Here is a 26,408-nt window from a genome sequence, read left to right on the forward strand (position 1 = left end):
TATTAAAACTGCTGCTTATTAACGGCTTTGGCCAATGCGGCTTGTCTGGTAATGATACCTCGGCTCACTAAATCGCCTAAACACTGATCCATCGTCTGCATCCCAAAGCCCATACCAGTTTGAATGGCAGAATACATCTGTGCGACCTTGTCTTCTCGAATGAGATTTCGAATTGCCGGTGTGCCAACCATAATTTCGTGCGCCGCGACACGTCCACCACCAGAGCGTTTTAATAAGGTTTGCGAAATAACAGCCTGCAGCGATTCAGACAACATAGAGCGCACCATTGGTTTTTCGGCAGCCGGAAATACATCAACAATACGATCTATGGTTTTCGGTGCTGAGGTGGTGTGCAAGGTACCAAACACTAGGTGACCGGTTTCGGCTGCTGTCATTGCTAAACGTATGGTTTCCAAATCACGCATTTCGCCAACAAGAATGACATCCGGGTCTTCCCGTAATGCCGAACGCAGTGCATTGTTAAAAGATTTAGTATCGCGATGCACTTCCCTTTGATTAATTAGGCTTTGCTTGTTTTTATGAACAAATTCAATTGGATCTTCAATAGTTAGAATATGATGATGCTTATTTTGATTAATATAATCTATCATTGCCGCCAAGGTCGTACTTTTACCTGAACCGGTTGGCCCTGTTACCAATACAAGCCCCCTTGGTTTGTCAGCCAATTCTTTAAAAATCTCAGGTGCGTTAATATCTTCCAACGACAGTACTTCACTGGGAATAGTACGGAAAACAGCAGATGCACCACGGTTCTGCACAAAGGCATTAACCCTAAATCGTGCTAGATTTGGAACTTCAAAAGAAAAATCTGCTTCCCAGTTTTCTTCATATTCTTTTCGTTGTTTGTCATTCATGATGTCATAAATCAGCTGATGCACTTGTTTATGATCTAAAGCTGGAATATTTATTTTTCGGACATCTCCATCAACACGGATCATCGGGGGAACCCCGGCGGAAAGGTGTAAATCGGAAGCTTTATGATTAACACTAAAAGACAATAACTCAGTAATATCCATGCTTATCACTCCAATGTTGCATGTTTGTTTTTAATATTATTACCATAGCAGAAAGCTGTAAAAGCGCTATGGATTTGTTTATCATAGGAAATATCAAAATGAATGGGTAACCTAAATGACCGATATTGGACAAAATATCCTTTCCGTTAAAGCACAAATAAATGATTTAAATCAACAGTATCAGCAAAACGCAGAGTTACTTGCAGTCAGTAAAACCAAACCCAAAGAAGACGTCATAACGGCCTATCATGCAGGCCAAAGAAAGTTTGGCGAAAACTATGTGCAGGAAGGTGTTGAAAAAATAGCCGCCTTGCAAAGCTATACAGATATCGAGTGGCACTTTATAGGCCCATTACAATCAAATAAAACCAAACCAGTTGCTGAATACTTTGACTGGGTACAAAGCATTGACCGCTTGAAAATCGCCAAACGCTTAAATGACCAACGGCCTGCAAATAAAGGACCTTTAAATGTATGCATTCAAGTAAATATCTCTAATGAGGCCAATAAATCAGGTGTCGTATTAGAAGAGCTTGAGGCATTAGCACAGCAAGTAGCGCAACTACCTGAGTTAAAATTAAGAGGCCTGATGGCCATTCCACTTAAAACACATGATACAATGGAACTGTCTGAGATGTTTATTGCACTACAAAAGGCATTCATTAACTTGAAAGATAAATATCCGACCATAGATACTCTATCGATGGGTATGACAGCTGATATGCAATTAGCAATCAAAAACGGCAGCACTATGGTACGTATTGGTACAGCTATTTTTGGTGCTCGCGAGAAACCTAACTCAAAGAAAACAGAAGACTTATAATGCAAAATAGAAGCATCGCCTTTATTGGCGCTGGTAATATGACAACCAGCATCATTTCAGGTTTAATTAGCTCAGGCTATTGTGCACAAAATATATGGGCGAGTAATCGCTCGGCTGAAAAATTAACAAACTTGAAAAATCAGTTTTCAATCAACACGACACAGGATAATGACACAGCTATCGCTGCAGCCGATGTTGTTGTACTTGCAGTTAAACCGCAAGGAATGCAAGAGATGCTTGAAGCGGTTAAATTGCCTAAAGTACAATTGGAAAATAAACTTTTCATCTCAATTGCAGCAGGCATTCCACTTCAACGCCTCAATCAAATGTTAGGCTTTCCAGCTAAAATTATTCGCACTATGCCCAACACCCCTAGCTTATTGGGGTTAGGTTTAACCGGTATTTATGCACCTGATAATATATCAACAGAAGACAAAACATATACTGAGTCACTGATGTCCGCCGTCGGCAAAAGTATTTGGGTAGACAGTGAAGAAGGCATCGACAAAATAATAGGCGTAGCCGGTAGCGCACCTGCCTACTTCTTTCTATTTATGGAATGTATTGCCAAAGAAGCTGAACAACTCGGTTTCAGCCCAGTGCAGGCTCGGGAAATTGTGCAACAAGTTGCCTTAGGCTCAGCCAGCATGGTTTGTAAAAACGCATCGACTGAGATTGCAACATTGCGTGAAAACGTTACTTCAAAAGGCGGGACAACCGCCGCCGCACTTGCAAGTTTCAACGACTCTAAGCTGGATGAAATAACACACAAAGCAATTCAAGCAGCTATTGCGCGCTCTCGCGAAATGGCTAAATTATTTTAATGGGTGGAAGATTACAATGAATGCATTAGGTTTTCTTATCGAAGTTCTATTTGGATTGGCTTTGATGGCTGTTGTCCTGCGATTTTGGCTACAGGCGGCACGCGCTGACTTTTACAACCCAGTTAGCCAGACAATAGTAAAGCTGACTAATCCTTTACTATTGCCCTTACAAACGTTTCTCCCTTCAAAAGGCCAGTGGAATATCGCTGCGCTGCTATTAGCATTTTTAGTGGCCGCGGCTAAATATGTTGTCTTAAGTTTGATGTTAAATGGGGCTTTAAACCCGATTGCAATTTCAATTATTTCGTTAGTTGCGGTCATTAATGAATTTTTGACACTGGCATTTTGGATTTTAATTATTCGAGCGATTCTGAGCTGGTTTAGCCAAGGTCACAACCCCGCTGAATTAATCATGATGCAGTTAACTGAACCTTTTTTACGCCCAATTAGAAATTTATTACCCCGATGGGTGGTTTAGATTTATCTGTATTGCTTGCGATTATTGCAATTCAGTTTATAAAAATACTTCTAGGTGATTTATTTGGCGTTATGTAGCGCTTTGTGTACAAGACGGCTAATAACCCTAACAAAAATTCACAACCAGGCTTTTCGCTGGTTGTGAAACGGCTATAGTAAAGCTATCCAGCAATGAAATAATAACGCAGAAATCATAACGCATGAGCAAACAAAAAAGGGGCTGTGATATGCTTACGCCTAATTTATACCGCAGAAAATGCATTACATTAAGCTTTTGGCTTTTATCCGCTTTAACTTCTTTAATTTCAATCGCAGTCTACGCAAACGAGAACCCTAACCTCACTGTATTAGACAATTGGGAAATTCATCATATTGCGTTTCCTTCAACCTTTATTCAACCCGCGACCGCTAAAGCTGTAGGTATCGATAGACGCGGTAATAATGGCGTAATCAATATAAGTGTGCTGGATACCGATATGAGTAAAAAGCCGATGAATATTGCCGTTTCAGGTTATGCTCAGAACCTTGTCGGTCATCGAAAAGAGTTAGATTTCAAACAAGTCGATGAAGGGGATGCAATTTATTATTTAGCGCAAATTCGCCATTCGAATGAAGAAACCTTTAGGTTTTTTATCCGCTTAACGGATCCTAAAACAGGTATAGCAAAAAGCTTTCAATTTCAGCAAAAAATGTGGGTTGATTAATCCTAGCTTCAAGCAAAATTCAAACTCAGTTGTTCGGGCCTGTATGCATCTTGTATAGGCTCGAGCATATAAGATAAACCCAGCAACCTAACTTTTCGTCCACGCGCCCTTTCTTGCCACACTTGCTGTAACAAGCGGCTAAACACTTCAAAACTTTGAAGCTGACATGTGGTTTCCATTGTGGTTTGGTTAAAATCATTAAACTTAAGTTTTACGCCAAGCTTTACAACCTTATACTGCTCTGAAATACGGGAAAATCGATTGCCTAGCTCGTTATATAAATCAGCTAGTTTCTCCGCGCCCTGCGTGTATTCAGTTAAATCTTTGGCATAAGTATGCTCTACGCCAATCGATTTTCGAATCCGCTGGGTTTCAACTGGCCGATCGTCTTGTCCATGGCTTCGCCTGATCAAACCTTCTGCAAAGCGGCCAAACTTTTCAAAGAGAAATTGCGGGTCAGCGTTACGGATATCTTCAGTTGTATAGAGATTTAACGCATGTAACTTTTCTAATGTGGCTTTACCTACCCCATGTAACTTTTGTAAAGCCATACAGGCTACAAAATCTTTAATACGATCTGGCGATACAACATAAATCCCATTGGGTTTATTTTCTTCACTGGCGATTTTGGCTAAAAATTTATTTGGTGCAACACCTGCGGACGCCGTTAAGCCGGTTTCGTTAAAAATATCCCGCCTGATTGCGTTGGCTATCAGCGTTGCGCTGCCACAATAAAGTTTTGAATCCGTCACATCAAGGTAAGCTTCATCTAGCGACAATGGCTCGATAAGCTCAGTATAACGGTTAAAAATTTGCTGTATTTGCCTTGAAATTGATTTGTACAAATCCATATTACCGGGAACAATTTTTAACACAGGGCACAGTTTCAAAGCATAACTGGTCGCCATTGCAGAGCGGACACCGTATGTTCTTGCAGGGTAATTACAGGTTGCAATAACACCTCGTCTGTCAGCTCGACCACCGACTGCAATAGGGATGTCTTTTAGCTCTGGATTTTCCCGCATTTCAACGGCGGCAAAAAAACAATCCATATCAATATGAATAATTTTGCGCACAACAAACACTGTATATAAATATAGTTAGTTAAAGTTTACCAGCATTTTTTTAAACCGCAAGAAAAGCAAAAACCCGCCGCAGCGGGTTTTGTGCAAATATATGTATAGGTTCCGAGGTAAAATTGAAAACTAGATAATTCTGTTTTCGTTCAACATTTGCTCACGCTTCATTTTTGCTTTGCGTTTATCGCATGGATTATCACAATCGCACACCTTATCAATGCCGACACTGCCCAATCCACCACAACTACCAGAAATAGCTTTTTTCTGGAAAATATAACCAACAGACATCGCACCAACAATAATTAAAAATGCGGCAAAAACCAATAAAAATAATGTCATAACCAGTCAACTCATCTCATATAGCGTTCAAAGTACTCGGTGTACTGAACATCAAAACCTGACTCGGATTTTATCACTAAATAAACCGCGAGTCTTTGTTGTTGTGCAAAGCTAAGCGCTTTTTCAGGCCCCATAACGTTCAGTGCAGTTGCCAATGCATCGGCCTGCATACAAGTATCTGCAATCACAGACACTGAAACAAGTTTGTGACTAATTGGCTTGCCTGTTATTGGGTCGATTGTATGTGAATAACGGATACCATCCCTTTCGTAATAATTGCGATAATCACCAGATGTCGCTAAAGCATTATCACCGGGCGCGATCACCTGTTGTACAGCGCGCTCTATAGAAACTGGCTTTTCAATCGCAATTAGCCAGTCACTACCCTCTTGTTTTTTTCCTTTTAAGCGCATTTCACCGCCAATTTCAACCATGTACGCGTCAACGCCTTTTTGTTCAAGCAGTGCAGCAATCTTGTCAACGCCGAACCCTTTGGCGATTGCAGACAAGTCGACATACAGGTTTGCATTACTTTTAAATAGCTGGCTATCACTTACTCTTAACTTGTCTAAGCCTATCGTATTTCTTATTTCAGAAAGTTTTTCTGCACTGGGTATATTTTCAGGACGCGCATTTGGACCAAAACCCCATAAGTTAACCAAAGGCCCGACCGTTACATCGAGTGCACCTTCCGTAAGTTTGCCAAGCGCCAATGCAGCTTTAACAACGCTCGCTGTGTCTGCTGATACGGTAAAACCGTCTGTGCCCTGATATTGGTTAAATCGGCTCAGTTCAGAGTCTTTTTGATAGGTCGACATCTTGTCATTGACATCTTTGAGGACTTTTTCAACTTCACGATAAAAGTTGTGTTGCTCAATAATCGACTTTTTAGCCACAAACTTAACCTGATAGCTGGTCCCCATTGTTTTACCTTGCAGTAAAACAGTGTCCAGTTCATCGTTATTTTGTTGACTACAGGAAACAAAAAAGGCTAGCCCCAGAAGGGCTAGCCAGATTGAATAGATATGCTTCATCGAATAAAAAACCGATTATCCGCCAAAGTCATCTAATAAGATGTTTTCATCTTCTACACCCAAATCTTTCAGCAAACCGATTACAGCTGCGTTCATCATTGGTGGACCACACATGTAGAATTCACAATCTTCAGGTGCTTCATGATCTTTAAGATAGTTTTCATAAAGTACGTTGTGAATGAACCCAGTATAACCTGTCCAGTTATCTTCAGGTTGTGGATCTGATAATGCAACATGCCATTCGAAATTATCGTTTTCTTCTGCCAGCATGTCGAAATCTTCAACATAGAACATTTCACGTTTAGAACGCGCACCATACCAGAAAGACATTTTACGCTTAGATTTTAATCGGCGTAATTGATCAAAGATATGTGAACGCATTGGCGCCATACCCGCACCACCACCAACGAACACCATTTCTGCATCCGTGTCTTTAGCGAAGAACTCACCAAACGGACCTGAAATCATAACCTTGTCACCTTCTTTCAAGCTCCAAATGTACGAAGACATTTTACCGCAAGGCAATGACAAGTTATTAGGTGGTGGTGTCGCAATACGCACGTTCAACATAATAATGCCAAACTCTTCTGGATAGTTAGCCATTGAGTATGCACGAATTGTTTCTTCGTCAACCTTAGATTCTAGTTTGAAGAAACCAAAACGCTCCCAATCAGGACGATATTCTTCAGGGATATCAAAGTCAGCATACTTAACATGGTGCGCTGGCGCTTCAATCTGAATATAACCACCTGCACGGAACGGAACAGATTCACCATCTGGTATTTTAAGCTTAAGCTCTTTAATGAAAGTTGCTTTGTTATCATTAGAAATAACTTCACATTCCCATTTTTTAATACCAAAAATCTCTTCTTCCAATTCGATTTTCATGTCATTTTTAATTGCAACCTGACATGACAAACGACAACCTTCGCGTGCTTCACCCTTAGTGATATGGTCTAATTCAGTCGGTAGGATATCACCACCGCCTTCTTTAACATCGACTCGACATTGACCACAAGAACCACCACCACCACAAGCGGATGATACGAAGATGCCAGCATCTGCTAGTGCACCCAACAATTTAGAACCAGGTGTCGCTTTAATTGCTTTGTCTGGATCATCATTGATTAAAATAGTGACTTCGCCACTGCTTACTAATTTTGATTTGGCAAACAAGATTATAGCTACAAGTGCAAGCACCATAGCTGTAAACATTGCAACGCCTAATATAATTTCTTGCACGGTTTATTCCTCTATTTGCTCTGGAATTATAAAGACACGCCAGAGAATGACATAAAGCCTAAACCAATCAGGCCAACTGAGATGAAAGTAATACCCAATCCACGTAAACCATGTGGAATATCTGCGTATTTTAATTTTTCACGTACAGCCGCTAATGCAGTAATAGCTAATGCCCAACCAACACCACTACCTAAACCAAATACAACACTTTCGGTAAAGTTGTAATTTTTCTCAACCATAAAGGCAACACCACCAAAGATTGCACAGTTAACTGTAATCAATGGTAAGAAAATACCTAATGCGTTATACAAAGCAGGGAAATATTTATCTAAAGACATTTCCAAAATTTGTACAAGTGCTGCAATCACACCAATAAAGGTTAAGAATTTTAGGAAGCTTAAGTCAGCGTCCGGAAATCCAGCCCAAGCTAAAGCACCCGGCGCTAATAAGTTAGAATAAACAACTTGGTTAACCGGTACTGAAATACCCAATACCACTATAACCGCAACACCTAAACCAAATGCAGTTGTTACTTTCTTCGAAACGGCCAAAAAGGTACACATTCCCAAGAAGAAGGATAAAGCTAAGTTTTCAATGAAAACCGAGCGAATAAACAAACTAATATACTGTTCCATTTTACCCTCTTATTTCTCAATCTGTTCTTTACGGAACGTACGTAAAACCCAGATGAATAAACCAATGATGAAGAAAGCACTTGGTGGCATTAACAATAAGCCCATAGGTTGATACCAACCGCCATTTGCAACCAATGGTAAAATTTCATAACCGAACAAGCTACCTGAACCAAATAACTCACGGATAACACCAACAGTTATTAACACGACGCTATAACCTAAACCATTACCAATACCATCTAAGAAACTCATAAATGGCGGACTCTTCATCGCATAAGCTTCGGCACGACCCATTACGATACAGTTGGTGATAATCAAACCAACGAATACCGACAATTGTTTCGCGATGTCATAAGCGTAAGCTTTCAACAGTTGGTCAACCACAATTACCAAAGAAGCGATTATCGTCATTTGCACGATAATACGAACGCTAGAAGGTATATGGTTACGAATAATTGAGATAAACAGACTTGAAAAAGCTGTTACAAAGGTTAGTGCAATACACATAACCACAGTGGTTTCCATTTTACTGGTAACCGCTAGCGCTGAACAAACCCCTAATACCTGTAAGGCAATTGGGTTGTTTGCGAAAATTGGTCCAAATAGAACCTTTTGAGCTTCGCTATTTTTAGCCATGAATTATGCTCCTTGACGCTGCTTTTTAAGGTAGTTACCGAAACCTAACTCACCCATCCAGAAGTCAAAAGTATACTGAACGCCGTTACTGGTTAATGTCGCACCAGATAATCCATCAATTTTATGCTCAGTACCTTTAGGCGCTTCACCTTTAACAATTTCAATTGCCATTTCGCCTTGGTCATTAAACAGTTTTTTGCCAACCCATAATGATTTCCATTTTGGGTTTTCGATTTCTGCACCTAACCCAGGTGTTTCACCTTGTTCATAGTAGTTAAGATTGATAATGGTATTTGCATCCGGCTTTAACGCGACGAAAGCATACATAGTTGACCATAATCCATAACCATGAACAGGCAAGACATAGCTGGTAAATTCTCCGGCTTCATTGCTGGCTAAATACACAACCGCTTTATTTGAACGTCGCTTAATACTGGCAACATCCTGATCTTGAGTTAAATCGATTGAAGTGGCAGGATCTTTTGACGCAGCGCGTTGATCAAACTCATCAGCATCAATACCTTCTACATATTCGCCAGTTTCTAGATTAACAACCTTTGCTTCAATTAAATCTTTATAGCGACTTTGAATATCAGATGGGCTTGCTTCAGCAGGTAATAAACCAGCAGCCAATAAGATATTCTTTTGCTTATCAAGCGCTTTATTCGCTTCCTGTTGTGGACGCAATGCAACGGCAGAGCCTGCAACAATAATTGCGCACACTAAACATAACGAAATTACAACCGTCAGCGTTTTACTGATTGAATCGTTTCCTTTAGACATTACGTGCTAACCTCCGCTTGATGTTTGCTTGCACGACAAAGTGGTCAAATAAAGGTGCGAATACGTTAGCAAACAAGATGGCTAACATCATACCTTCTGGATAGGCTGGGTTAACAACACGAATCATCACCACCATGAAACCAATTAATATACCGTATGCAAATTTACCTTGATTCGTAAATGAAGCCGATACTGGGTCAGTCGCCATAAACATCATACCGAAGGCAAATCCACCCAAGACTAAATGCCAATACCAAGGCATCGCAAATAAAGGATTCGTTTCACTACCGATTAGATTAAACAAGGTACTGAACAACACCATACCGATAAACGTACCAGCAACGATTCTCCAAGATGCAATGCGGAAATAAATCAACGCAAAACCGCCCAACAAAATCATCAGTGTAGAGACTTCACCCATAGAACCGGCGATATTACCGTAGAAAGCATCCCACCACTGTGCAGTGATACCATAATCTAGGTTACCTGAATACGCTTGGCTTAATAAGGTTGCACCAGAAAATCCATCAGCAGCAACCCATACTGCATCACCAGAAATTTGTGCAGGGTATGCAAAGAACAAGAATGCTCGACCCGCTAAAGCTGGGTTTAAGAAGTTACGGCCTGTTCCACCAAACACTTCTTTACCAATGACCACACCAAAAGTGATACCTAACGCAACCTGCCATAATGGAATGGTCGCAGGTAAAATAAGTGCGAATAAAACAGAAGTTACGAAGAACCCTTCATTCACTTCGTGTTTACGAATCGAAGCAAATAAGACTTCCCAGAAACCACCAACGATAAAAGTAACAGCATAAATAGGTACAAAAAACATTGCACCGTATAACATTTTGCTGCCCCAACCACTGGCGTCTGTGCCTAATTCACCACCTAAAGCGCTAAATAAAGCAGTTCTCCAACCTTCTGCTAATGTACCACCAGCGGATAAAGCTGCGTCAGCTTGTAGACCAATGTTGTACATACCATAAAACATAGCAGGGAAAGTCATCATCCAAACAAGGATCATGATACGTTTCAAATCAATACTATCACGAACGTGAGTTGTACCTTTGGTAACTAAACCCGGGGTATAAAAAATAGTTGCGGCCGCTTCATATAGCGCATACCATTTTTCGTATTTACCACCTTTTTCAAAATGAGGTTCAATATTCTCTAAATAAGCTTTTAAACCCATCTTAGCCCTCCTTCTCGATTTGCGTTAATCGTTCACGCAAAATCGAACCATAGTCGTATTTGCCAGGACATACGAAGGTACATAAAGCTAAATCTTCTTCGTCTAGTTCCAGACAACCTAAAGCCTGAGCCGAGTCGACATCGCCAGAGATTAAATCACGCAACAATAATGTTGGTAAGATATCTAATGGCATTACGCGCTCATAGTTACCAATTGGAACCATTGCTCGGTCTGAACCACGCGTAGTGGTTGTAAAATTGAATAACTTTTTAGGTGTAAGGTGTGACAAATACGCACGGGTAACAGAAAACATGTCTGAACCTGGCATAACCCAACCAAAAAGCTCTTTTTCACGACCTTCAGGTATTACAGAAATTTGGTTTACATAACGTCCCAAATATCCATGTACACCCGCAGCTGCACGGCCGGCCAACACAGAACCTGATATAATACGTAATTCACCGCTTTCTAGTTCACCGTCTGTCAACTCTTCAATCGACGCGCCGACTAAGGTTCGAATCAGTTTTGGCTCTTTTACACTAGGCCCAGCTAACGCGACAACGCGAGAAACTGGCAAGTCACCTGTAACAAACAACTGACCAAAAGCAATAACATCTTGATAGCCAATGTGCCAAACTGTTTTTTCCATGCTGACTGGATCTAAAAAGTGAATATGCGTACCCACCAATCCAGCAGGATGACCACCTTTAAACTCATGTACTTCTGCTTCTGAAATAGTTGGAATTTCAGCCCCAGGAGCTTTACACAAGAATAATTTTGGCGCCAATTTAGCCAATAATGTTAAACCATTTTTGAAATCTTCCTCTTGACCTTTAATCACAACTGCAGGATCTGCAGCCAGTGGATTAGTATCAATTGCAGTAACAAAAATAGATGAAGGAGTGCTGTCAATGGCGGGGGTTTTGCTGAAAGGTCGAGTGCGTAATGCATTCCACAAACCAGACTCAACTAGATTATCAACAATTTGTTGACGCTCTAGTGAAGCAAGTTGCTCAACGCTATACTTTGCAAACTCAACTTTTTCGTCGCCCTGAACTTCGATTACAACTGACTGTAATACGCGTTTAGCACCACGGTTGATTTCTTTAACTACCCCTGCTGCTGGTGCAGTGAATTTTACGCCGGGATTCTTTTTATCCTCAAAAAGAATCTGTCCTTTTTTAACCACGTCGTCGACACGAACGTGCATGGTAGGACGCATGCCGAGGTATTCTTCACCAAGGATAGCAACTTTAGTAACGGGCTTGCCGTTCGATATTGCTTGTTGTGGAGTTCCCGCTACAGGAACATCCAAGCCTTTCTTGATAGTTATCATACTCATTGCACTTGTATTTAAAGGTTTAAAACGAAAATTTGAATTTTGTTCGCTTTGCGCATTTCGCTTGAGTGAATCTCAAAACGAAAATAGGTCATCCGCTGCTGAATTTTATACTTAATATTTAAACCCGCGGATTTTAACATTGTTTTGCAACATGTATCCACGAAAAATAAGGAATTGATTGAGATTAGGTGAAATTTTTATGATTGACAATTTGAAATAAAAAACATTTGACCAAAAACTGCTTGATTTTTAGCCAACACAACATAAAAGGCTCCGACGGAGCCTTTTACGAGTCATATTTAACTATGCATCAAAATCAGCTATTGGGCTAACATCTGCATCATAATCAACTTCTTCAAAGCCAAAGCCGAAAAGCTTTAAAAACTCCTCGTTGTATGACTTGTAGTCAGTCAATTCAAATATATTGTCGCTGGTTACCTGTGGCCATAACTTTTCTATTTTTTCTTGAGTTTCTTTGTTTAGTTCAGGCAGGTCCATTCTGTAACGTCCCGCTTCATCTAACAAAGGCTCTGAGCTATATAAACCTTGGGTAAACAAACGATATGCTTGTTCGATACACCCTTCATGGGTCCCTTCTTCTTTCATCACTTTGTACAATAGTGAGATATACAAAGGCATAATTGGGATAGCAGAGCTGGCCTGAGTCACTAAAGCTTTTAATACCCCAATTGACGCTTCGCCATTTAGCTTGCTTAGTGTATTTTCTGTCATTTGGCGGCTGGTTTGATATAAATGCTCTTTAGCTTGACCAATGGTCGCATCGCCGTAAATTGGCCACGTTAGCTTGTCACCTAAATATGTATAGGCAACTGTTTTTACACCTTCTGCCAATACATCAGCTTCAACCAATGCATCAATCCACATTTGCCAATCTTCACCACCCATTACAGCAACTGTATTGTCGATTTCCTCTTGTGACGCAGGTTCAACGGTAACATCCTCAATTACCAATTTATCTGTGTTAAGGTTTTTAGCTGTATACGCTTTTTCAATCGGCTTTAAAGTAGAGGATATTAACTCACCTGTTTTTGGATGCTTACGACGCGGAGATGCTAAACTATACACAACCAGATCAATTTTACCCATTTCCGCTTTAATTAACTCAATAGCTTGTTGTTTAATCTCATCAGAAAAAGCATCACCATTGATATTTTTAGACCACAAACCTTCTTTTTCTGCAGCAGCCTGAAAAGCAGCAGTATTATACCAACCGGCGGTCGCAGTTTTGCGCTCTGTGGCTGGTTTTTCAAAAAAGATACCTAAAGTACTGGCGCCGCCACCAAATGCAGCCGTGATACGTGAAGCCAAACCATAACCGGTCGAAGAACCAATCACCAATACATTTTTAGGTGCATCTTCTACTTTGGGTTGTGCTTTAACATAGTCTATTTGCCTTTGAACATTCGCAGCACAACCCGTTGGATGAGCATTGGTACAAATAAAACCACGAACTTTTGGTTTGATAACCATATCTAAATTCCTATTCTTTATTGTGTTAACTATTCGGTTGCAGTTGCACTGTCTTGCCAGTTTAAGCCCCTGCGGTTTTTATAATAATCTAACTCGGTTAATTCATGATATTCCGCAGCCTGTTGCAAAAATGAAGCATAAGAAGAAAATATTTCCTGCGCCTGAGGATCAGAGGCTACCAATTGTTTAACCACTTTCTGACTAGATGCTTTAAGCGCTTCAATAACTTCTGTCGGGAATTTTCTAATCTGCACACCTTTTTCTTTTAAACTTTGTAGCGCTTGATTATTCTTAGCTGTGTACAACGCTAACATATTTGCATTTGCCGCTTCTATTGCAATTTCAACAATCTTTTTTAAATCTTCCGGTAGCGAAGATAAGGCTTGTTGATTAATAATAAACTCCAATGCAGCCCCCGGCTCTTGCCAACCAGTCACGTAATAATAAGGCGCTGTTTTATACAAACCAAAAGCTAAATCATTATATGGGCCGACCCAGTCAGCAGCATCAATGGCACCACTTTGCATTGCACTGTATAACTCGCCACCGGGCAGTTGCACTGGGATACCGCCCAAATCTGCGATAACCTCACCGGCTAAGCCTGGTATACGCATTTTTAAGCCTTTAATATCATCTAAGCTATTAATTTCTTTTTGAAACCAGCCGGCCATTTGGACCCCCGTGTTCCCACCGGGATAAGGAACTAAACCAAATGGTTCATAAAGCTTTTGCCACAATTGCAGCCCACCACCATGATAAAACCACGCATTAGTTTCTTGCGCATTCATACCAAAAGGAATGGTCGTAAATAAAGGTGCAGCCGGGATTTTTCCTTTCCAATAATAAGCAGCACCATGGCCGATTTGTGCAGCGCCACTTTTGACTGCGTCAAATGTTTGTAGCGCAGGTACCATCTCGCCTGCACCATAAACACTTATGCTTAACCTTCCGCCTGACATTTGCTCAACATTTTTAGCAAAATCTTCGGGGATTGTACCTAAACCTGGAAAATTTTTCGGCCAGGTTGTGACCATTTTCCACTTAAAACTTTGTTGCTCCACAGCCTGTTCAGCTGTACTTTTTTGCTCGCCGCAAGCTGCCAAGCCTAGCGCAACAAAACACAATAATAATCTTGTAATCATTAGTAATAACCCTGTTTTTATTAATATTCCACTTCAAATACTTGTTTTGGTAGCCAAGTTGACAACTCTGGCCATATGGCAAGTGCAATTAAAACCAATAGTTGAATCAGGATAAACGGCATAACCCCTTTATATATCTGAGTAGTTTTAACGGTTTTAGGTGCCACACCTCTTAAATAAAATAATGCAAAACCAAAGGGTGGTGTTAAAAACGAAGTTTGCAAGTTAAGCGCGATCATAATACCCAACCACACAGGATCCAAGCCCATTGCCAATAAAACAGGCGCAACAATCGGCACGACAACAAAAGTAATTTCAATAAAATCTAAGATAAAGCCTAACAAGAAGATAATCAGCATAACCAACAATGTTGCCGTAAACAATCCACCGGGCAAACCATTAAACAATTGGTGAATGAGCTCTTCTCCACCTAAACCACGGAAAACAAGTGAGAATAACGAAGCGCCGATAAGTATCAAAAACACCATACTGGTACATCGAACCGTCGCCTGATTAATAGCTTTAATATTCTCAAGATTTAATCCACCTTTAAAAGCGGCGAGTAACAGTGCACCAAAAGCGCCTATAGCGGCCGCTTCTGTTGGGGTCGCAAAACCAAATAAAATTGAACCCAAAACAACAAATATCAGCACCAACGGCGGTAAAATTGCACCAACCAGCGTTCTAATATCGGGTCTATCTTGCTGTTTTAAATCAATTTTAGGTAATAGTTCTGGCTTAAAAAATGCAATTGCTAATATATACAACATATACAGCATCACCAGCATAATGCCGGGGATAATTGCGCCGACAAATAGATCGCCAACCGATACAGATTCAGGCGAAAAAATTCCCATATCTAACTGTGCCTGTTGAAAGGCATTTGAAATCACATCGCCTAACAAAACTAAAGCGATTGAGGGCGGAATAATTTGTCCAAGTGTGCCAACCGCACATATCGTACCTGTTGCAATGGCTGGAGAGTATTTTTGCTTAAGCATTGCCGGCAAAGACAACAACCCCATAGTGACAACCGTCGCACCCACAATTCCGGTACTCGCAGCTAGCAAAGCACCGACAAAAATAACGGCAAACGCTAAACCACCTCTAAATTTGGAAAATAATTGAGAGATTGCAAGCAATAAAGACTCCGCAATTTTTGAGCGTTCTAATGTCACCCCCATAAAGACAAACAAAGGCACAGCTAATAAGGTTTGGTTATTCATAATGCCAAAGATTCGACTGGGTAATGCATGCATAAACGCGCCATCGAATACCCCAAATACATAACCTAACCCAGCGAATGAGAGCGCCGTACCTGCCAGCGCAATGGCTACCGGATAACCAGACAACAATACAATACAAACGCTGATAAAGAGTAAAATAGACAAGTAATCCATTATCTATTCCCCTTCATAATTTGAGCTGTTGCTCTTAGTACTTCTGCAACCCCTTGCGCCAACAAAGTAATACAAAAGCCTAAAATTAGGGTTTTAAAAATATACACAAACTGCAATCCACCGGCGTCTGATGAGCCCTCTAGAATTTGCCAGCTATCAGTAACAAAGGGTAAAGCCAAATAAAACACACAAATCATAAACGGCAATAACAACAAGAAAAAACCCAATATTGAAACCCAAGCTTTAGTAACAACAGAAAATCGATGATAAAAAACGTCCACTCGAACATGTTCGTTATGTTTTAGCGTATACCCTGCGCCAAGTAAAAAAATTGCAGAATGGAAATACAAAACGATTTCTTGCATCGCGATAGAACCAAAAGAAAAGCCGTATCTGAGCACAACAATAGCTGTCATCAACAATACAATCAGGGGACAAAACCAAGATACGCATCTTCCTAGTTTTTCAGCAAAGCATTCGAGCGAATCAGCTATTTTTATTATATTCATTTATCTAAATTCGTTTTTTAAGGTGTATTAACGAGTCAATATTTTGCGCGCAATTAGACCCAAGTTGTCAGACAAATACAAGTCCCTTATGACTTGTCAGACTTGCTCCCGCCCATACAATTTGGCGATAATGGTACCCGACCTTGCTGCGCTTCCCATTCATCTTCTGTATAAGTGTGGATTGCCAAAGCATGCACAGGCCCTTCAAGCTCTTGTGCCAAACATTGATTGACACTGCGGTGTCTGGTTATCAACCGTTGCCCCTCAAAAAGCCTGCTAACGATAATGACTTTATAATGTGAATCAGTCGCTGTCCCACTATGCATGTGGCTTTCGTTTTGCACATCTAATACAGTTGGTTCGAAAGTATTTAGTAGTTTTTGCTGAATTTTCTGATCTAATGTGTTCATAAAACGCTCTGTTTATTGTGTGCGGTGTTAAAGGTATACCAAAGTTGCGGAAAAACACGCTTTACGTATGTATATATCTAAAAGTTAAATTAATTCGGCCTTTATCAAGCTTTAGTCTTTTAGGTAGCGAATGATACCAGAATTCCTGGGTACATCCTGCCATAATTAACAAACTTCCATTGCTGAGCTCGATATCGTACTGCTGAGCACTTAAACGATGTTTTAGTTTAAAAATACGGGGTTGACCAAAACTAAAAGAAGCGATCACAGGCGCTTTTCCCAACTCAGCTTCATCATCAGCGTGCCATCCCATACAATCTTTGCCGTCACGATATAAATTTGCAAGCACGGAGTTAAAAGCAGCCCCACATGTTTGTGTTGCTAACTCAGCAAGTTGTTTAACGCCTTGTGGCCAAATTTCACTTTTAAATTTTTTACCGGAATAACTGTACGAAAAATGACTATCTCCGCAAAATGCCTGTAATCTGGGAATTTTATGCGCTTTACCATACACCACCAAACTTTCCTGACGCCAGTTAAGTGAATGATAAAGCCATTGATACCATTGCTGTGCGACCCCTGCTCCAATAAATTAGGGTAATAATATAACTCTGAGTTTGGGAGGTTAATATGTTGAGGCTGAATTTCAGACATTGGCGACAACAGAATAGATAAAACTATTAAATATATGCATAGAAATTAATTTTAATCGGATAAACAAACGAAGACAAACGTGAACCCCAGAATATATGATAAAATACGGCTTTTGATTTATCAGATGAGAAACTCAGTGCAAAATAACCACCTTTGTAACATTAACAATCAATCGCTGACCCTTTGGCGCTTTCCCAAACAAGAAATAAGCTCATCGTTACAAGCCTGGGACAGCGCTGATGCTTTATTGGTCGAACGTTTCATAACTGAGTTTAACCTCACTGAGTCGGTGCGTGTTGTCACTCTGAATGATAACTTTGGTATGATTACGCTTGCATTAAATGCCTATCAACCACAGTTTTTTAATGATTCGCATATTAGTCACCTTGCGTTGGCCGCCAATGCACAAACAAACAACATCGCCCCAATAAATAACACTGTATATGCCCTGCAAGACATAAATGAAGCGGATGTCTATTTATTAAAAATACCCAAAAATTTAGATTTTCTTGAGTCTCAATTGGCCTATCTGCATACACACGGCCCAGCGGATTTAACCCTTATTGCAGCAGCCAAAGCAACAGACATCAACAAATCTGTGGTTAAACTATTTAACCGTTATTTCAAAAATGTAGATGTCAGTCTTGCACATAAAAAATCTCGCACAATTAGCGCATTAAATAAGCAAAAAAGTCCTTACTCTTCTTACCAATACTGGAAAAACTGGCAAACATCTGACAACACAGCAATTTATAATGCACCCAATGTATTTTCCAGAAGCCAATTAGATCAGGGTGCTGCCTTTTTAATGGCCAATTTACCGGATTGTAACGGCAAAAACGTGATTGATTTAGCGTGTGGTAATGGCGTTATTAGCACAGCCATTGCACAGCAAAAACCAGCGAATATTATTTTAGTAGACGAATCTTACATGGCGATAGAATCAGCCAAAAAAAACCTGCTAAATGATACAATCAGCGCTAAATCCGAATTCTATTTGAATGATTGTTTAACAGGATTTGCAGACAACAGCGCGGATATTATTGTATGCAACCCACCTTTCCACCAACAAAAAGCCATTACGACACATATTGCTATGCAAATGTTTAGTGACGCAAAGCGCGTACTAAAAAATGGCGGTGAATTGCGTATCGTGGGTAATGCTCACCTTGGATATAAAAATCAATTGCAATCTATTTTCGGTGATGTGAATTTTATCAACCAAAATGACAAATTTGTTATATTAAGCACCATCAAGTAATTGAGACCTCAGGAGCTGAACAATGCAAAAGTTACTTTCTTTATTTTTATTTTCTTTGTTGATTTGCCAGCCAGCACTGGCTAACAAGTTAGATACGCAAGAATCTAACTTATATCCCCGAGTAAAGTTTGAAACCACGATGGGCGATATTATTGTTGAATTAAACCGAAGAAAAGCCCCTATAACCGTTGCCAACTTTTTAACTTATGTTGTAAAAGGCGAGTATAACGACACAGTATTTCACCGTGTCATCCCAAATTTTGTTGTCCAAGGCGGTGGATATGACGCTGAATATAATGAAAAAATGGTGGGAGAAGCTATTTTTAATGAAAGTGGTAATGGGCTAACAAATGACCGGATGACAATTGCGATGGCACGCATGAGTGACCCACACTCGGCTGTACGTCAATTCTTTTTTAATATGCAAGATAATAACAACTTAAACCCAGGCCGGGACTGGGGTTACACAGTATTTGGCTATGTTGAATCGGGTGAAGAGGTGTTAGAAAAGATAGCGCAAGTCGAAACCCACTATAGTACTGATTTTGGTTCGGCAGATGTGCCAATTAACGCCATTTTAATAAAAACTGCAACTTTGTTACCGAGAAGCTAATTGCCGTCTATACTGAAAAAATGATAAGTATATTTGAGCAGTAGCCTGTGAGAGTAAATCAATTTGTTGAGTTAAAATCGAAACAACTTGCACACTATGTGCGAGCTTTTCTCGCTCGCCAAGTCGAGTACAGCGAGCTAGATATGTTTGTCTGGGATACATTAGAAGAATGGGGACAAGTCACTATTCAAAAAAATGAGGCGTACTCAGAAAAAGAACGAGTATTCTGGCATTTGATTCACCAAGTGAGCTTTTGGCCTCAGGACACTCTGCAAACTGACTCGTTATTAATAGACGAATTGAACATTTGCGCTAATTTTATTTGTGATCAAGGCGGTTTTCCAATGGATTGCATTGGCATCCGTCCTTAACCCTATTTATGTTAATTCAATCGTAAGCATTTCTTCTCCTTACGCCATGAGTTTGATAGGCTTAGAAAATAACAAATTCAAAGTCTATCAATATGGTTTCTACGCATTCTTTTAAGAACACCCTCTCCTATTTCAAAGATCCTCGGTTATTAACAGTATTTTTTCTCGGAGTTGCCAGCGGGTTTCCTTGGGTTTTGATTGGCTCTGCGATGAGTGGCTGGCTTAAAGATGACGGCTTATCACGCTCCAGTATTGGTTTATTTGGCCTGATCTTCGTAGCATATAGCATCAATTTTTTATGGTCACCCTTCGTTGATCGAATCAGGATAGCAGTTTTAGGTCGATTTTTCGGCCAGCGACGAAGCTGGATATTGACCACCCAACTATGCATTGTTTTATTAACTTATCTGGTTTCTCACCTTAATGCCAATCAAGACTTGGCAACCATGGCATTGTTTGGATTGCTGATTGCGATAGCAGGTGCAACACAAGATATTGCAATAGATGCATATCGAATTGACCTATTGCAAAACCATGACAGTAATTATATGACTGCGGGTTCTGCAATGGCAACATCGGGTTGGTGGACTGGTTATGCCGGGCTTGGCAGTATCCCTTTTATTTTAGTTGACCGCCCGGAATGGAATTGGCCCGCTGTGTATTTAGTACTGAGCATCGTTATGATTGCACTTATGATAACCGTTTTATTGGCTAAAGAACCGCAAGCCGAACGCCAAGCGGTCCACGCCCAAATAGAAAGTCAATACTTGCAAGGTTTAACGGGTTATGGCCCACGTCGATTATTCATCCTGTTATTATTGCCGGCCATTATTTTGCTCATTCTATATGCCAATATTGGTTATCCATATTGGCCAGCTGAAATCAGCCAAGGGTACCAATTTACATCTGTTAGCCTACTTTGTTTCATTCTTCTGAGTGTATTTGTAAAATTATTAGTTGATTTAAATCGTAAAATAACTCGGAATAGCGAAATAGAAAACACGCTCTATGGTTCCCCAAGTACGGTTTTTAAAGCGCCCTCTCATTCCCCCCTCAATCGCTTATTAGCTTGGTTATTAACCACTATGGTTGCTCCAATCCAAGAGTTTTTTGAGCGAAATGGTAGCAAACTTGCAATATCTATTTTGCTGTTTATATTTTTGTTTAAGCTGGGCGAAGCGTATTTAGGTCGCATGTCGATTGTCTTCTATCGTGAAGTTGGATTTAGCAATACCGACATCGCCTATTATTCTAAGCTCATTAATTGGGGCGTAACCATTGTTTTTTCACTGATAGGCAGTATCTTCACTATCCGGTATGGCATACTCAAAGGTTTATTTATTGGTGGCATTGCTATGTCAGCCAGTAATTTATTGTTTGCGTTAATGGCGGTGGTCGGTCCTAATAAAGCGCTGTTTGCGTTTACCGTACTGATAGACGGTTTTACGTCTGCATGGGGCTCTGTCGCTTTTGTGGCTTTGCTGTCTGTACTATGTAATAAGTCTTTCACTGCAAGTCAATATGCGCTAATGGCCTCATTAGGCACTTTTGGCAGAGTTATGCTAGGCTCGTATTCAGGTGTATTGGTTGATTGGTTAGATGGCAACTGGGCGCTGTTTTTTATTCTAACTTCAGTTATGGTCGTCCCAAGTTTGTTGTTTTTGTATGCGATACGTAAACCAATTAACCGTTTGATTCAGAATTCTGAACTAAAACATTAATCGAAATAAGTTAATAATATTTACCTTATTCAGATTCGACAGAGTATAAATATGATTAGACTTTTTGCACTATTGCCGTTAATTACATTCGGCTTATATTGGCTATATTTAAGAAAAAACAATTGGACGTTAGAACAGGGAAAAAAAGGGTTTATCATCATTTTCTGGTTAAACTTTGTAGTGCTCGGTTTTTTCAGCCTAATGTACTTTCTAACCCGCATCGAATAAAAGACAAAAAACCCACGCATACATTAATATGCAGTGGGTTTTTATATTATTCGCCTATTTGCAATACTTAACGATTCAGTAGCTAATTAGAAGCTAATTAGTAGCTATTTAGTAGCTATTTAGCAGGTTGTTCATCCACAACTTGTTGGCCATGACTATTATCCGCAGTCGCTGAATTAAACATAGCTGAAACAGCCATAATTAAAACGGCAAAAGCTACTGTAGTTAATTTTATTCCACGTGCATTAGAACTCATCACTTCACACCAAAATTTAGTTAACGCTTATTATTATTGTTAAGTTACAACTTTATCCACAGCCGATCGAACAATCAACAAATGAACGAGACTCATATTAGCTTAATATTTGAACAACCTCAAGGTTAATCAACTCATAAATATCAGTTTTTTACTTGGTTATTTTATCCATAAATCATCCACATGGTTAAAGTCGGGATTTTATATCCGTATCTTTAAATAGCCAATGTCCTACAAGGGTAACAGAGAATGCTCACTTCTTTATCATCAAGCCGGTTTTCGCTTGTTTATCAGCCTTTTTTTCTGAATAATGCAGTTACTTTAACAGGTACTAGGACAATTTGTGATTAAAACAATACTTATAGTGGTTTGCTCTTTACTCAGTTTTATTGCATCTATCAATGCGAAGGAAAACTCCTCCAAAAACATCATATATATGATTGGTGATGGCATGGGCGCAAATTACTTAACAGCTTACCGCTATTGGATTGCGCAACAACCAAACCACACCATTAATAGCACCATTTTGGATAAGCTATGGGTTGGAAATGCAATGACATACCCAGATGATGATACTTTCGTAACAGACTCTGCTGCTGGCGCAACTGCATTAGCCACAACAATAAAAACCTACAATGGCGCTATAGCGGTTGATCATCAGCACCAACCTTTGCATACCTTGCTAATAGAAGCAAAAAAGCGCAACAAAAGTACTGCTTTGCTGGCAACTTCAGATATTACCCATGCAACACCAGCGAGCTTTTATGCACATCAGAAACAGCGTAACGAATATAATCAAATTGCCGATCAACTTTACGATAATCAGTGGCAAAATAAGCCCTTAGCTGATCTGGTATTAGCCGGAGGCCTAACATATTTACAACGTCAGGACAGAAACTTACTACAAGAATTCACCAAATTAGGTTATCAGCTCGAAACTGACTTTAATAAATTGCAAAACTTGAATAAATTGCCCGCGCTCGGGGTTTTTCACGACAAAGGCTTCGAGTATGCATTAGATTCTCAACAAAACCGTTTGGCCTTAATGACACGGCACGCGCTAAATTTGCTGGCAAATCCAACAACAAAGCAAAATGGTTTTTTTATGCTTATTGAAGCCAGTCAAATAGACTGGTGTGGGCATGCCAATGATATTGCCTGTGCACTAGCAGAAATGCACGATTTTGCCCGCGCTATAGAAATTGCACATCAGTTTGTACTTTCAAATCCAGATACCTTATTGGTGGTGACCGCTGACCATGAAACCGGAGGGCTCAGTATAGGGGCTGATGGCGAATATAATTGGAACCCACAAGTCATAAATAATGTGCGCCACAGTTTACCTACACTGGGCAAAAAATTGGCAAGTAGTGAATCACCTATTAACACTTGGTATGCGTTAACTCAAATAGAGTTAAGTGAAGAAGCGCGCGCTGAGTTAACATCAATACAATCCGGTGAGCAAAACAAATATGTAAATTTTGCTCGTAAAGTAATCAATCAGTATAGTTTAACTGGCTGGACTTCAGGTGGGCACACCGCCGCTGATGTCCCAGTACTCGCAGCGGGTGCTGATGCAAGGTTATTTTATGGTTTTCAAGACAATACACAGATCGCCGAAAAATTGTTTTATTTGCTTAGCCGTTAGATGTATGTGCGAGAAATCGCACATACGCGTGCAAAATTAAACCAATTTTATGTCTGCCGTTGTGATAAACAATATCTATTTATAACCCGTTAAAAGCCCTAAGCCACTCATTAAACGAGTTTATTTTCTTCCCTATAAAAAGTGAACTTCCCTCAGTTAAATTTAATTATTGAGCGAAATTAATACCGTCACATTCCTAACTTATATTGGTATTAAATATTTTTTGGCAACCCAAAGCAAAAGGCAATCCGAGCAAAATTAATTTAATCCCAAATTTCGTGCAAGCTATCGACAAATAGGAGTCGCTATATGAAAAATTGGAATAAATTCATAATACTAACTTTATGTCTTATGACATCGGCAAGTTATGCACAGACAATAAAGCACAATCAATTGACCGCTGAGTTGGATAAATACGCATACGGTTTATTGCAAGCTGTAATAGCAAAGCATCATTCAGCAGTCCAACTCGAAGAAAATCGTTATCAAATCCCGACTACACGAGCCACTTATATGCTAAAAACCGGTGAAATAAATATAAGCTGGCAATCAACCCAGATGCAACTCGAGCAAGATCTAATTCCTATCCGTATTCCAATATTAAAAGGTCTTACAGGATACCAAGTATTGGTGGTTAAAAAACAGCGTCTAATTGAATTCAGTAATCTGCGCAATAAAGCGGATTTACTAAACTTAAAAATGGGTGTTGAGAGAAACAGCGCAGATAGCATGACCTTTAAAGAAAACGGTTTTCAATTGGTCGAAGCATCAAAAAAACAAGGCCTGCCTTTTATGCTCGAAGCTCAACGTTTTGACTTTTTGCTTTTACCCTTAAACCAAGCAAAAAATATGTTAGCAATGCATCCAGAATTAGACCTGACCATCGTACCTAATTTGATGCTCAGCTATACACGGCCTATTTACTTTTTTGTCAGCCCAGATAAAAGCGAATTTGCTAAATCACTGGAAGAAGGTCTGGAAGAAATGGTGATAAATGGAGAGCTGGATAACTATCTTGCGACCCATACCTATTCCGAAGCGCTGTTGAATAGTATCCAACAACGGCATATAGACAAGGTTATAACGGTAGATAATCCGCAGTTATCGTCTTTAACACCGCTCAATCGGCCCGAGTTTTGGACAAACCCCAGCGGTCAAACTTTGTTAAGTGCATTATAATTTTACACTTGATTGTTAGCCTGTATTATTAGGCTAACAATTCATCCACTCAATAAAAAAATGTTTGATTACTACTGTGAACGAAATAGTGCTGACTTTTGGGCTGAACCCATTAATGCACTATCTAATTTTGGCTTTATTATAGCGGGTTTAATTGCCCTGTTTATTTTGTATAAAAGCCCACAAGCGCAAACTTTTCAGTCCCCTGCCCGCAAACATCATCAACTTATTTTAAGCGTGCTGGCGATACTAATTTCTATTATCGGTATTGGTAGCTTTTTATTTCATACGTTTGCGAACCAATGGTCGTTATTTGCCGATATCGTGCCAATATATATCTTTCAGGTGTTGTTTTTACTTGCTTACCCGAGATTAGTTTTACAATTTTCAAAAACACAAACAGTGTTTAGTTTTATACTCTTTATCGTTGCCGTGTTTGCCAGTAAATATCTTCCTTTTGATATTAACGGTTCTGAAATGTACTTGCCGACGATCTTAGCATTACTCATTTTTAATGCTTTGGCAAAACGCAAAAACAAAGATAGCCAAAACTATTTGGCCTACGCAAGTACTCTGTTTGCACTATCGCTGACGCTTAGAAGTATCGATAATGCGATCTGTAGCATCCTGCCATTAGGCACCCATTTCGCCTGGCATTTAATAAATGCCTGTGTGCTTTATTTGTGCTGGTATGCAATTTATAGTGCTTGTTATAAAATACCCATTGTGCAAAAGGTTAATTAGCCGCAGGGCATGGATATTTTGCACCAATTTCAGCTTTGATTAGCCACTGGATATAATCCTGACATTCGGCTTCTCCTTCTTTGGGTGCCCAATGAGCAAACCCCTTATCGGTAATTTGCTGGTAAGGGCCCTCTTTAACTTCAAAGAATACCGTATCCTCATGCAGCGCAACCGTTGAATGCCAAGTGTTGGGGGGTATTTCAAGTGATACTACCTCTTCATCTGGTCCAAGCATTATCTTATCCACAATACAACCAGAATCATTATATAAAACAAATAATAGTCGTCCTTTGACCACCATAAAAAATTCCCATTTGTTATTTTCAACATGTTTGTGCGGGCAAACATAGCTATCAGGCTGCATACAAATGAATAGCCTTTGTACTGGTGAGTTGTAGTCAGTATGTAAATTAAAATTGCTTCTTCGTCTTTCACTGTCCCGTGCTTGTTGAGCGAGTGCCTGAATTAGGTTGTTGTCAATTTGTTTAATATTCTGACGTTGCATTGTTTTTACCATCCTTTCTTTACTTAATTCATATGTTTACGATCTACCGATAGACTATAACGGTATATAGAGTCATTTGAATACCCCGAATAACTCTTCTACACTGGAAAAGTTGGTTAAATT

28 protein-coding genes and 1 pseudogene are annotated in these 26,408 nt (G+C 39.8%); 11 read left to right on the plus strand and 18 right to left on the minus strand.

Annotation, left to right across the window (positions count from 1 at the left end; genetic code table 11):
* Window positions 1-2 precede the first annotated feature (2 nt).
* Complete coding sequence (locus tag FNT16_RS17150) at window positions 3-1,037, minus strand: type IV pilus twitching motility protein PilT (RefSeq protein WP_143872735.1); 1,035 nt, start codon at window positions 1,035-1,037, stop codon at window positions 3-5.
* Window positions 1,038-1,152: 115 nt separating this feature from the next.
* Between FNT16_RS17150 and FNT16_RS17155 the strand changes: the two genes are divergently transcribed.
* From FNT16_RS17155 to FNT16_RS17170, 4 genes and pseudogenes are all read left to right on the plus strand, one after another.
* A complete protein-coding gene (locus FNT16_RS17155) occupies window positions 1,153-1,860 on the plus strand; it encodes a YggS family pyridoxal phosphate-dependent enzyme (protein WP_143872736.1) in 708 nt (235 codons plus the stop codon).
* Window positions 1,860-2,684: a pyrroline-5-carboxylate reductase gene (gene proC / locus FNT16_RS17160; protein ID WP_143872737.1), complete on the plus strand. Its 825-nt coding sequence runs from the start codon at window positions 1,860-1,862 to the stop codon at window positions 2,682-2,684. The genes FNT16_RS17155 and proC overlap by 1 nt, the downstream gene beginning before the upstream one ends.
* A gap of 16 nt (window positions 2,685-2,700) precedes the next feature.
* A pseudogene (locus FNT16_RS17165) lies at window positions 2,701-3,239 on the plus strand (YggT family protein).
* A gap of 149 nt (window positions 3,240-3,388) precedes the next feature.
* Entirely contained in the window at window positions 3,389-3,865 is a 477-nt protein-coding gene (locus FNT16_RS17170; RefSeq protein ID WP_185976631.1) for a DUF4426 domain-containing protein, read from the plus strand.
* A gap of 8 nt (window positions 3,866-3,873) precedes the next feature.
* On the opposite strand, the gene dinB is transcribed toward FNT16_RS17170, so the two are convergent.
* From dinB to FNT16_RS17245, 15 genes are all read right to left on the minus strand, one after another.
* Window positions 3,874-4,941: a DNA polymerase IV gene (gene dinB, locus FNT16_RS17175; RefSeq protein ID WP_143872739.1), complete on the minus strand. Its 1,068-nt coding sequence runs from the start codon at window positions 4,939-4,941 to the stop codon at window positions 3,874-3,876.
* 129 nt (window positions 4,942-5,070) lie between these two features.
* Window positions 5,071-5,283, minus strand: coding sequence for a (Na+)-NQR maturation NqrM (gene nqrM, locus FNT16_RS17180; RefSeq protein WP_143872740.1), 213 nt, complete (start codon window positions 5,281-5,283; stop codon window positions 5,071-5,073).
* A gap of 11 nt (window positions 5,284-5,294) precedes the next feature.
* Window positions 5,295-6,317, minus strand: coding sequence for an FAD:protein FMN transferase (locus FNT16_RS17185; RefSeq protein ID WP_143872741.1), 1,023 nt, complete (start codon window positions 6,315-6,317; stop codon window positions 5,295-5,297).
* 15 nt (window positions 6,318-6,332) lie between these two features.
* Window positions 6,333-7,559 carry an NADH:ubiquinone reductase (Na(+)-transporting) subunit F gene (nqrF, locus tag FNT16_RS17190; RefSeq protein ID WP_143872742.1) on the minus strand — a complete coding sequence of 409 codons (1,227 nt, stop codon included), beginning with the start codon at window positions 7,557-7,559 and terminating at the stop codon, window positions 6,333-6,335.
* 26 nt (window positions 7,560-7,585) lie between these two features.
* Complete coding sequence (gene nqrE, locus FNT16_RS17195) at window positions 7,586-8,194, minus strand: NADH:ubiquinone reductase (Na(+)-transporting) subunit E (protein WP_143872743.1); 609 nt, start codon at window positions 8,192-8,194, stop codon at window positions 7,586-7,588.
* A gap of 9 nt (window positions 8,195-8,203) precedes the next feature.
* Window positions 8,204-8,830 (minus strand): NADH:ubiquinone reductase (Na(+)-transporting) subunit D, encoded by a 627-nt coding sequence (locus FNT16_RS17200; RefSeq protein ID WP_143872744.1) that lies wholly within the window; start codon window positions 8,828-8,830, stop codon window positions 8,204-8,206.
* Window positions 8,831-8,833: 3 nt separating this feature from the next.
* Window positions 8,834-9,613: a Na(+)-translocating NADH-quinone reductase subunit C gene (locus tag FNT16_RS17205; RefSeq protein WP_143872745.1), complete on the minus strand. Its 780-nt coding sequence runs from the start codon at window positions 9,611-9,613 to the stop codon at window positions 8,834-8,836.
* The gene (locus tag FNT16_RS17210) at window positions 9,606-10,811 is read right to left on the minus strand and encodes an NADH:ubiquinone reductase (Na(+)-transporting) subunit B (RefSeq protein ID WP_143872746.1); all 1,206 of its coding nucleotides are present in this window, start codon (window positions 10,809-10,811) and stop codon (window positions 9,606-9,608) included. The genes FNT16_RS17205 and FNT16_RS17210 overlap by 8 nt, the downstream gene beginning before the upstream one ends.
* Before the next feature lies 1 nt (window position 10,812).
* Window positions 10,813-12,147, minus strand: coding sequence for a Na(+)-translocating NADH-quinone reductase subunit A (locus FNT16_RS17215; RefSeq protein WP_143872747.1), 1,335 nt, complete (start codon window positions 12,145-12,147; stop codon window positions 10,813-10,815).
* A 309-nt stretch (window positions 12,148-12,456) separates the two neighbouring features.
* Window positions 12,457-13,644 (minus strand): enoyl-ACP reductase FabV, encoded by a 1,188-nt coding sequence (gene fabV, locus FNT16_RS17220; RefSeq protein ID WP_143872748.1) that lies wholly within the window; start codon window positions 13,642-13,644, stop codon window positions 12,457-12,459.
* Between the two features lie 29 nt (window positions 13,645-13,673).
* A complete protein-coding gene (locus tag FNT16_RS17225) occupies window positions 13,674-14,786 on the minus strand; it encodes a TRAP transporter substrate-binding protein (protein WP_143872749.1) in 1,113 nt (370 codons plus the stop codon).
* 20 nt (window positions 14,787-14,806) lie between these two features.
* Window positions 14,807-16,186 (minus strand): TRAP transporter large permease, encoded by a 1,380-nt coding sequence (locus FNT16_RS17230; protein WP_143872750.1) that lies wholly within the window; start codon window positions 16,184-16,186, stop codon window positions 14,807-14,809.
* Window positions 16,186-16,695, minus strand: a complete 510-nt coding sequence (locus FNT16_RS17235; RefSeq protein WP_143872751.1) for a TRAP transporter small permease subunit — start codon at window positions 16,693-16,695, stop codon at window positions 16,186-16,188. The genes FNT16_RS17230 and FNT16_RS17235 overlap by 1 nt, the downstream gene beginning before the upstream one ends.
* Before the next feature lie 86 nt (window positions 16,696-16,781).
* Window positions 16,782-17,105: a BolA family protein gene (locus FNT16_RS17240; RefSeq protein WP_143872752.1), complete on the minus strand. Its 324-nt coding sequence runs from the start codon at window positions 17,103-17,105 to the stop codon at window positions 16,782-16,784.
* 61 nt (window positions 17,106-17,166) lie between these two features.
* Window positions 17,167-17,622 (minus strand): alpha-ketoglutarate-dependent dioxygenase AlkB family protein, encoded by a 456-nt coding sequence (locus FNT16_RS17245; protein WP_246072271.1) that lies wholly within the window; start codon window positions 17,620-17,622, stop codon window positions 17,167-17,169.
* Window positions 17,623-17,895: 273 nt separating this feature from the next.
* On the opposite strand from FNT16_RS17245, the gene FNT16_RS17250 reads away from it, so the two are divergent.
* From FNT16_RS17250 to FNT16_RS17265, 4 genes are all read left to right on the plus strand, one after another.
* Entirely contained in the window at window positions 17,896-19,020 is a 1,125-nt protein-coding gene (locus FNT16_RS17250) for a methyltransferase (protein ID WP_185976632.1), read from the plus strand.
* A gap of 22 nt (window positions 19,021-19,042) precedes the next feature.
* On the plus strand, window positions 19,043-19,633 hold the full coding sequence (locus FNT16_RS17255) for a peptidylprolyl isomerase (protein WP_143872754.1): 591 nt from the start codon (window positions 19,043-19,045) through the stop codon (window positions 19,631-19,633).
* A 47-nt stretch (window positions 19,634-19,680) separates the two neighbouring features.
* The gene (locus FNT16_RS17260) at window positions 19,681-20,004 is read left to right on the plus strand and encodes a hypothetical protein (RefSeq protein WP_143872755.1); all 324 of its coding nucleotides are present in this window, start codon (window positions 19,681-19,683) and stop codon (window positions 20,002-20,004) included.
* A 92-nt stretch (window positions 20,005-20,096) separates the two neighbouring features.
* Window positions 20,097-21,725, plus strand: coding sequence for an AmpG family muropeptide MFS transporter (locus tag FNT16_RS17265; protein ID WP_221935038.1), 1,629 nt, complete (start codon window positions 20,097-20,099; stop codon window positions 21,723-21,725).
* A gap of 343 nt (window positions 21,726-22,068) precedes the next feature.
* Here FNT16_RS17265 and FNT16_RS20430 read toward each other — a convergent pair whose 3' ends face one another.
* Window positions 22,069-22,209 (minus strand): hypothetical protein, encoded by a 141-nt coding sequence (locus FNT16_RS20430; RefSeq protein WP_185976633.1) that lies wholly within the window; start codon window positions 22,207-22,209, stop codon window positions 22,069-22,071.
* A gap of 343 nt (window positions 22,210-22,552) precedes the next feature.
* On the opposite strand from FNT16_RS20430, the gene FNT16_RS17270 reads away from it, so the two are divergent.
* The 3 genes from FNT16_RS17270 (at window position 22,553) to FNT16_RS17280 (ending at window position 25,780) form a co-directional block, all read left to right on the plus strand.
* The gene (locus FNT16_RS17270) at window positions 22,553-23,857 is read left to right on the plus strand and encodes an alkaline phosphatase (protein ID WP_246072273.1); all 1,305 of its coding nucleotides are present in this window, start codon (window positions 22,553-22,555) and stop codon (window positions 23,855-23,857) included.
* A gap of 309 nt (window positions 23,858-24,166) precedes the next feature.
* Window positions 24,167-25,036 (plus strand): type 2 periplasmic-binding domain-containing protein, encoded by an 870-nt coding sequence (locus FNT16_RS17275; RefSeq protein WP_143872757.1) that lies wholly within the window; start codon window positions 24,167-24,169, stop codon window positions 25,034-25,036.
* A gap of 60 nt (window positions 25,037-25,096) precedes the next feature.
* A complete protein-coding gene (locus tag FNT16_RS17280; RefSeq protein ID WP_143872758.1) occupies window positions 25,097-25,780 on the plus strand; it encodes a ceramidase domain-containing protein in 684 nt (227 codons plus the stop codon).
* Here FNT16_RS17280 and FNT16_RS17285 read toward each other — a convergent pair.
* Window positions 25,773-26,285, minus strand: a complete 513-nt coding sequence (locus FNT16_RS17285) for a WbuC family cupin fold metalloprotein (RefSeq protein ID WP_185976634.1) — start codon at window positions 26,283-26,285, stop codon at window positions 25,773-25,775. The genes FNT16_RS17280 and FNT16_RS17285 overlap by 8 nt on opposite strands.
* Between the last annotated feature and the right edge of the window lie 123 nt (window positions 26,286-26,408).

The organism is Catenovulum sediminis (assembly GCF_007289895.1).
Classification (GTDB): Bacteria; Pseudomonadota; Gammaproteobacteria; order Enterobacterales; family Alteromonadaceae; genus Catenovulum; species Catenovulum sediminis.

What these genes read in the sequence shown, in the direction of transcription:
- FNT16_RS17210 (WP_143872746.1), bottom strand. Translation starts at nt 10,811, where the DNA reads ATGGGTTTAAAAGCTTATTTAGAGAATATTGAACCTCATTTTGAAAAA.
- FNT16_RS17235 (WP_143872751.1), bottom strand. Translation starts at nt 16,695, where the DNA reads ATGAATATAATAAAAATAGCTGATTCGCTCGAATGCTTTGCTGAAAAA.
- nqrE (WP_143872743.1), bottom strand. Translation starts at nt 8,194, where the DNA reads ATGGAACAGTATATTAGTTTGTTTATTCGCTCGGTTTTCATTGAAAAC.
- FNT16_RS17285 (WP_185976634.1), bottom strand. Translation starts at nt 26,285, where the DNA reads ATGCAACGTCAGAATATTAAACAAATTGACAACAACCTAATTCAGGCA.
- FNT16_RS17230 (WP_143872750.1), bottom strand. Translation starts at nt 16,186, where the DNA reads ATGGATTACTTGTCTATTTTACTCTTTATCAGCGTTTGTATTGTATTG.
- FNT16_RS17205 (WP_143872745.1), bottom strand. Translation starts at nt 9,613, where the DNA reads ATGTCTAAAGGAAACGATTCAATCAGTAAAACGCTGACGGTTGTAATT.
- nqrM (WP_143872740.1), bottom strand. Translation starts at nt 5,283, where the DNA reads ATGACATTATTTTTATTGGTTTTTGCCGCATTTTTAATTATTGTTGGT.
- FNT16_RS20430 (WP_185976633.1), bottom strand. Translation starts at nt 22,209, where the DNA reads ATGAGTTCTAATGCACGTGGAATAAAATTAACTACAGTAGCTTTTGCC.
- FNT16_RS17275 (WP_143872757.1), top strand. Translation starts at nt 24,167, where the DNA reads ATGAAAAATTGGAATAAATTCATAATACTAACTTTATGTCTTATGACA.
- FNT16_RS17255 (WP_143872754.1), top strand. Translation starts at nt 19,043, where the DNA reads ATGCAAAAGTTACTTTCTTTATTTTTATTTTCTTTGTTGATTTGCCAG.
- FNT16_RS17240 (WP_143872752.1), bottom strand. Translation starts at nt 17,105, where the DNA reads ATGAACACATTAGATCAGAAAATTCAGCAAAAACTACTAAATACTTTC.
- FNT16_RS17155 (WP_143872736.1), top strand. Translation starts at nt 1,153, where the DNA reads ATGACCGATATTGGACAAAATATCCTTTCCGTTAAAGCACAAATAAAT.
- FNT16_RS17215 (WP_143872747.1), bottom strand. Translation starts at nt 12,147, where the DNA reads ATGATAACTATCAAGAAAGGCTTGGATGTTCCTGTAGCGGGAACTCCA.
- proC (WP_143872737.1), top strand. Translation starts at nt 1,860, where the DNA reads ATGCAAAATAGAAGCATCGCCTTTATTGGCGCTGGTAATATGACAACC.
- FNT16_RS17265 (WP_221935038.1), top strand. Translation starts at nt 20,097, where the DNA reads ATGGTTTCTACGCATTCTTTTAAGAACACCCTCTCCTATTTCAAAGAT.
- fabV (WP_143872748.1), bottom strand. Translation starts at nt 13,644, where the DNA reads ATGGTTATCAAACCAAAAGTTCGTGGTTTTATTTGTACCAATGCTCAT.
- FNT16_RS17225 (WP_143872749.1), bottom strand. Translation starts at nt 14,786, where the DNA reads ATGATTACAAGATTATTATTGTGTTTTGTTGCGCTAGGCTTGGCAGCT.
- FNT16_RS17170 (WP_185976631.1), top strand. Translation starts at nt 3,389, where the DNA reads ATGCTTACGCCTAATTTATACCGCAGAAAATGCATTACATTAAGCTTT.
- FNT16_RS17200 (WP_143872744.1), bottom strand. Translation starts at nt 8,830, where the DNA reads ATGGCTAAAAATAGCGAAGCTCAAAAGGTTCTATTTGGACCAATTTTC.
- FNT16_RS17150 (WP_143872735.1), bottom strand. Translation starts at nt 1,037, where the DNA reads ATGGATATTACTGAGTTATTGTCTTTTAGTGTTAATCATAAAGCTTCC.
- FNT16_RS17280 (WP_143872758.1), top strand. Translation starts at nt 25,097, where the DNA reads ATGTTTGATTACTACTGTGAACGAAATAGTGCTGACTTTTGGGCTGAA.
- FNT16_RS17185 (WP_143872741.1), bottom strand. Translation starts at nt 6,317, where the DNA reads ATGAAGCATATCTATTCAATCTGGCTAGCCCTTCTGGGGCTAGCCTTT.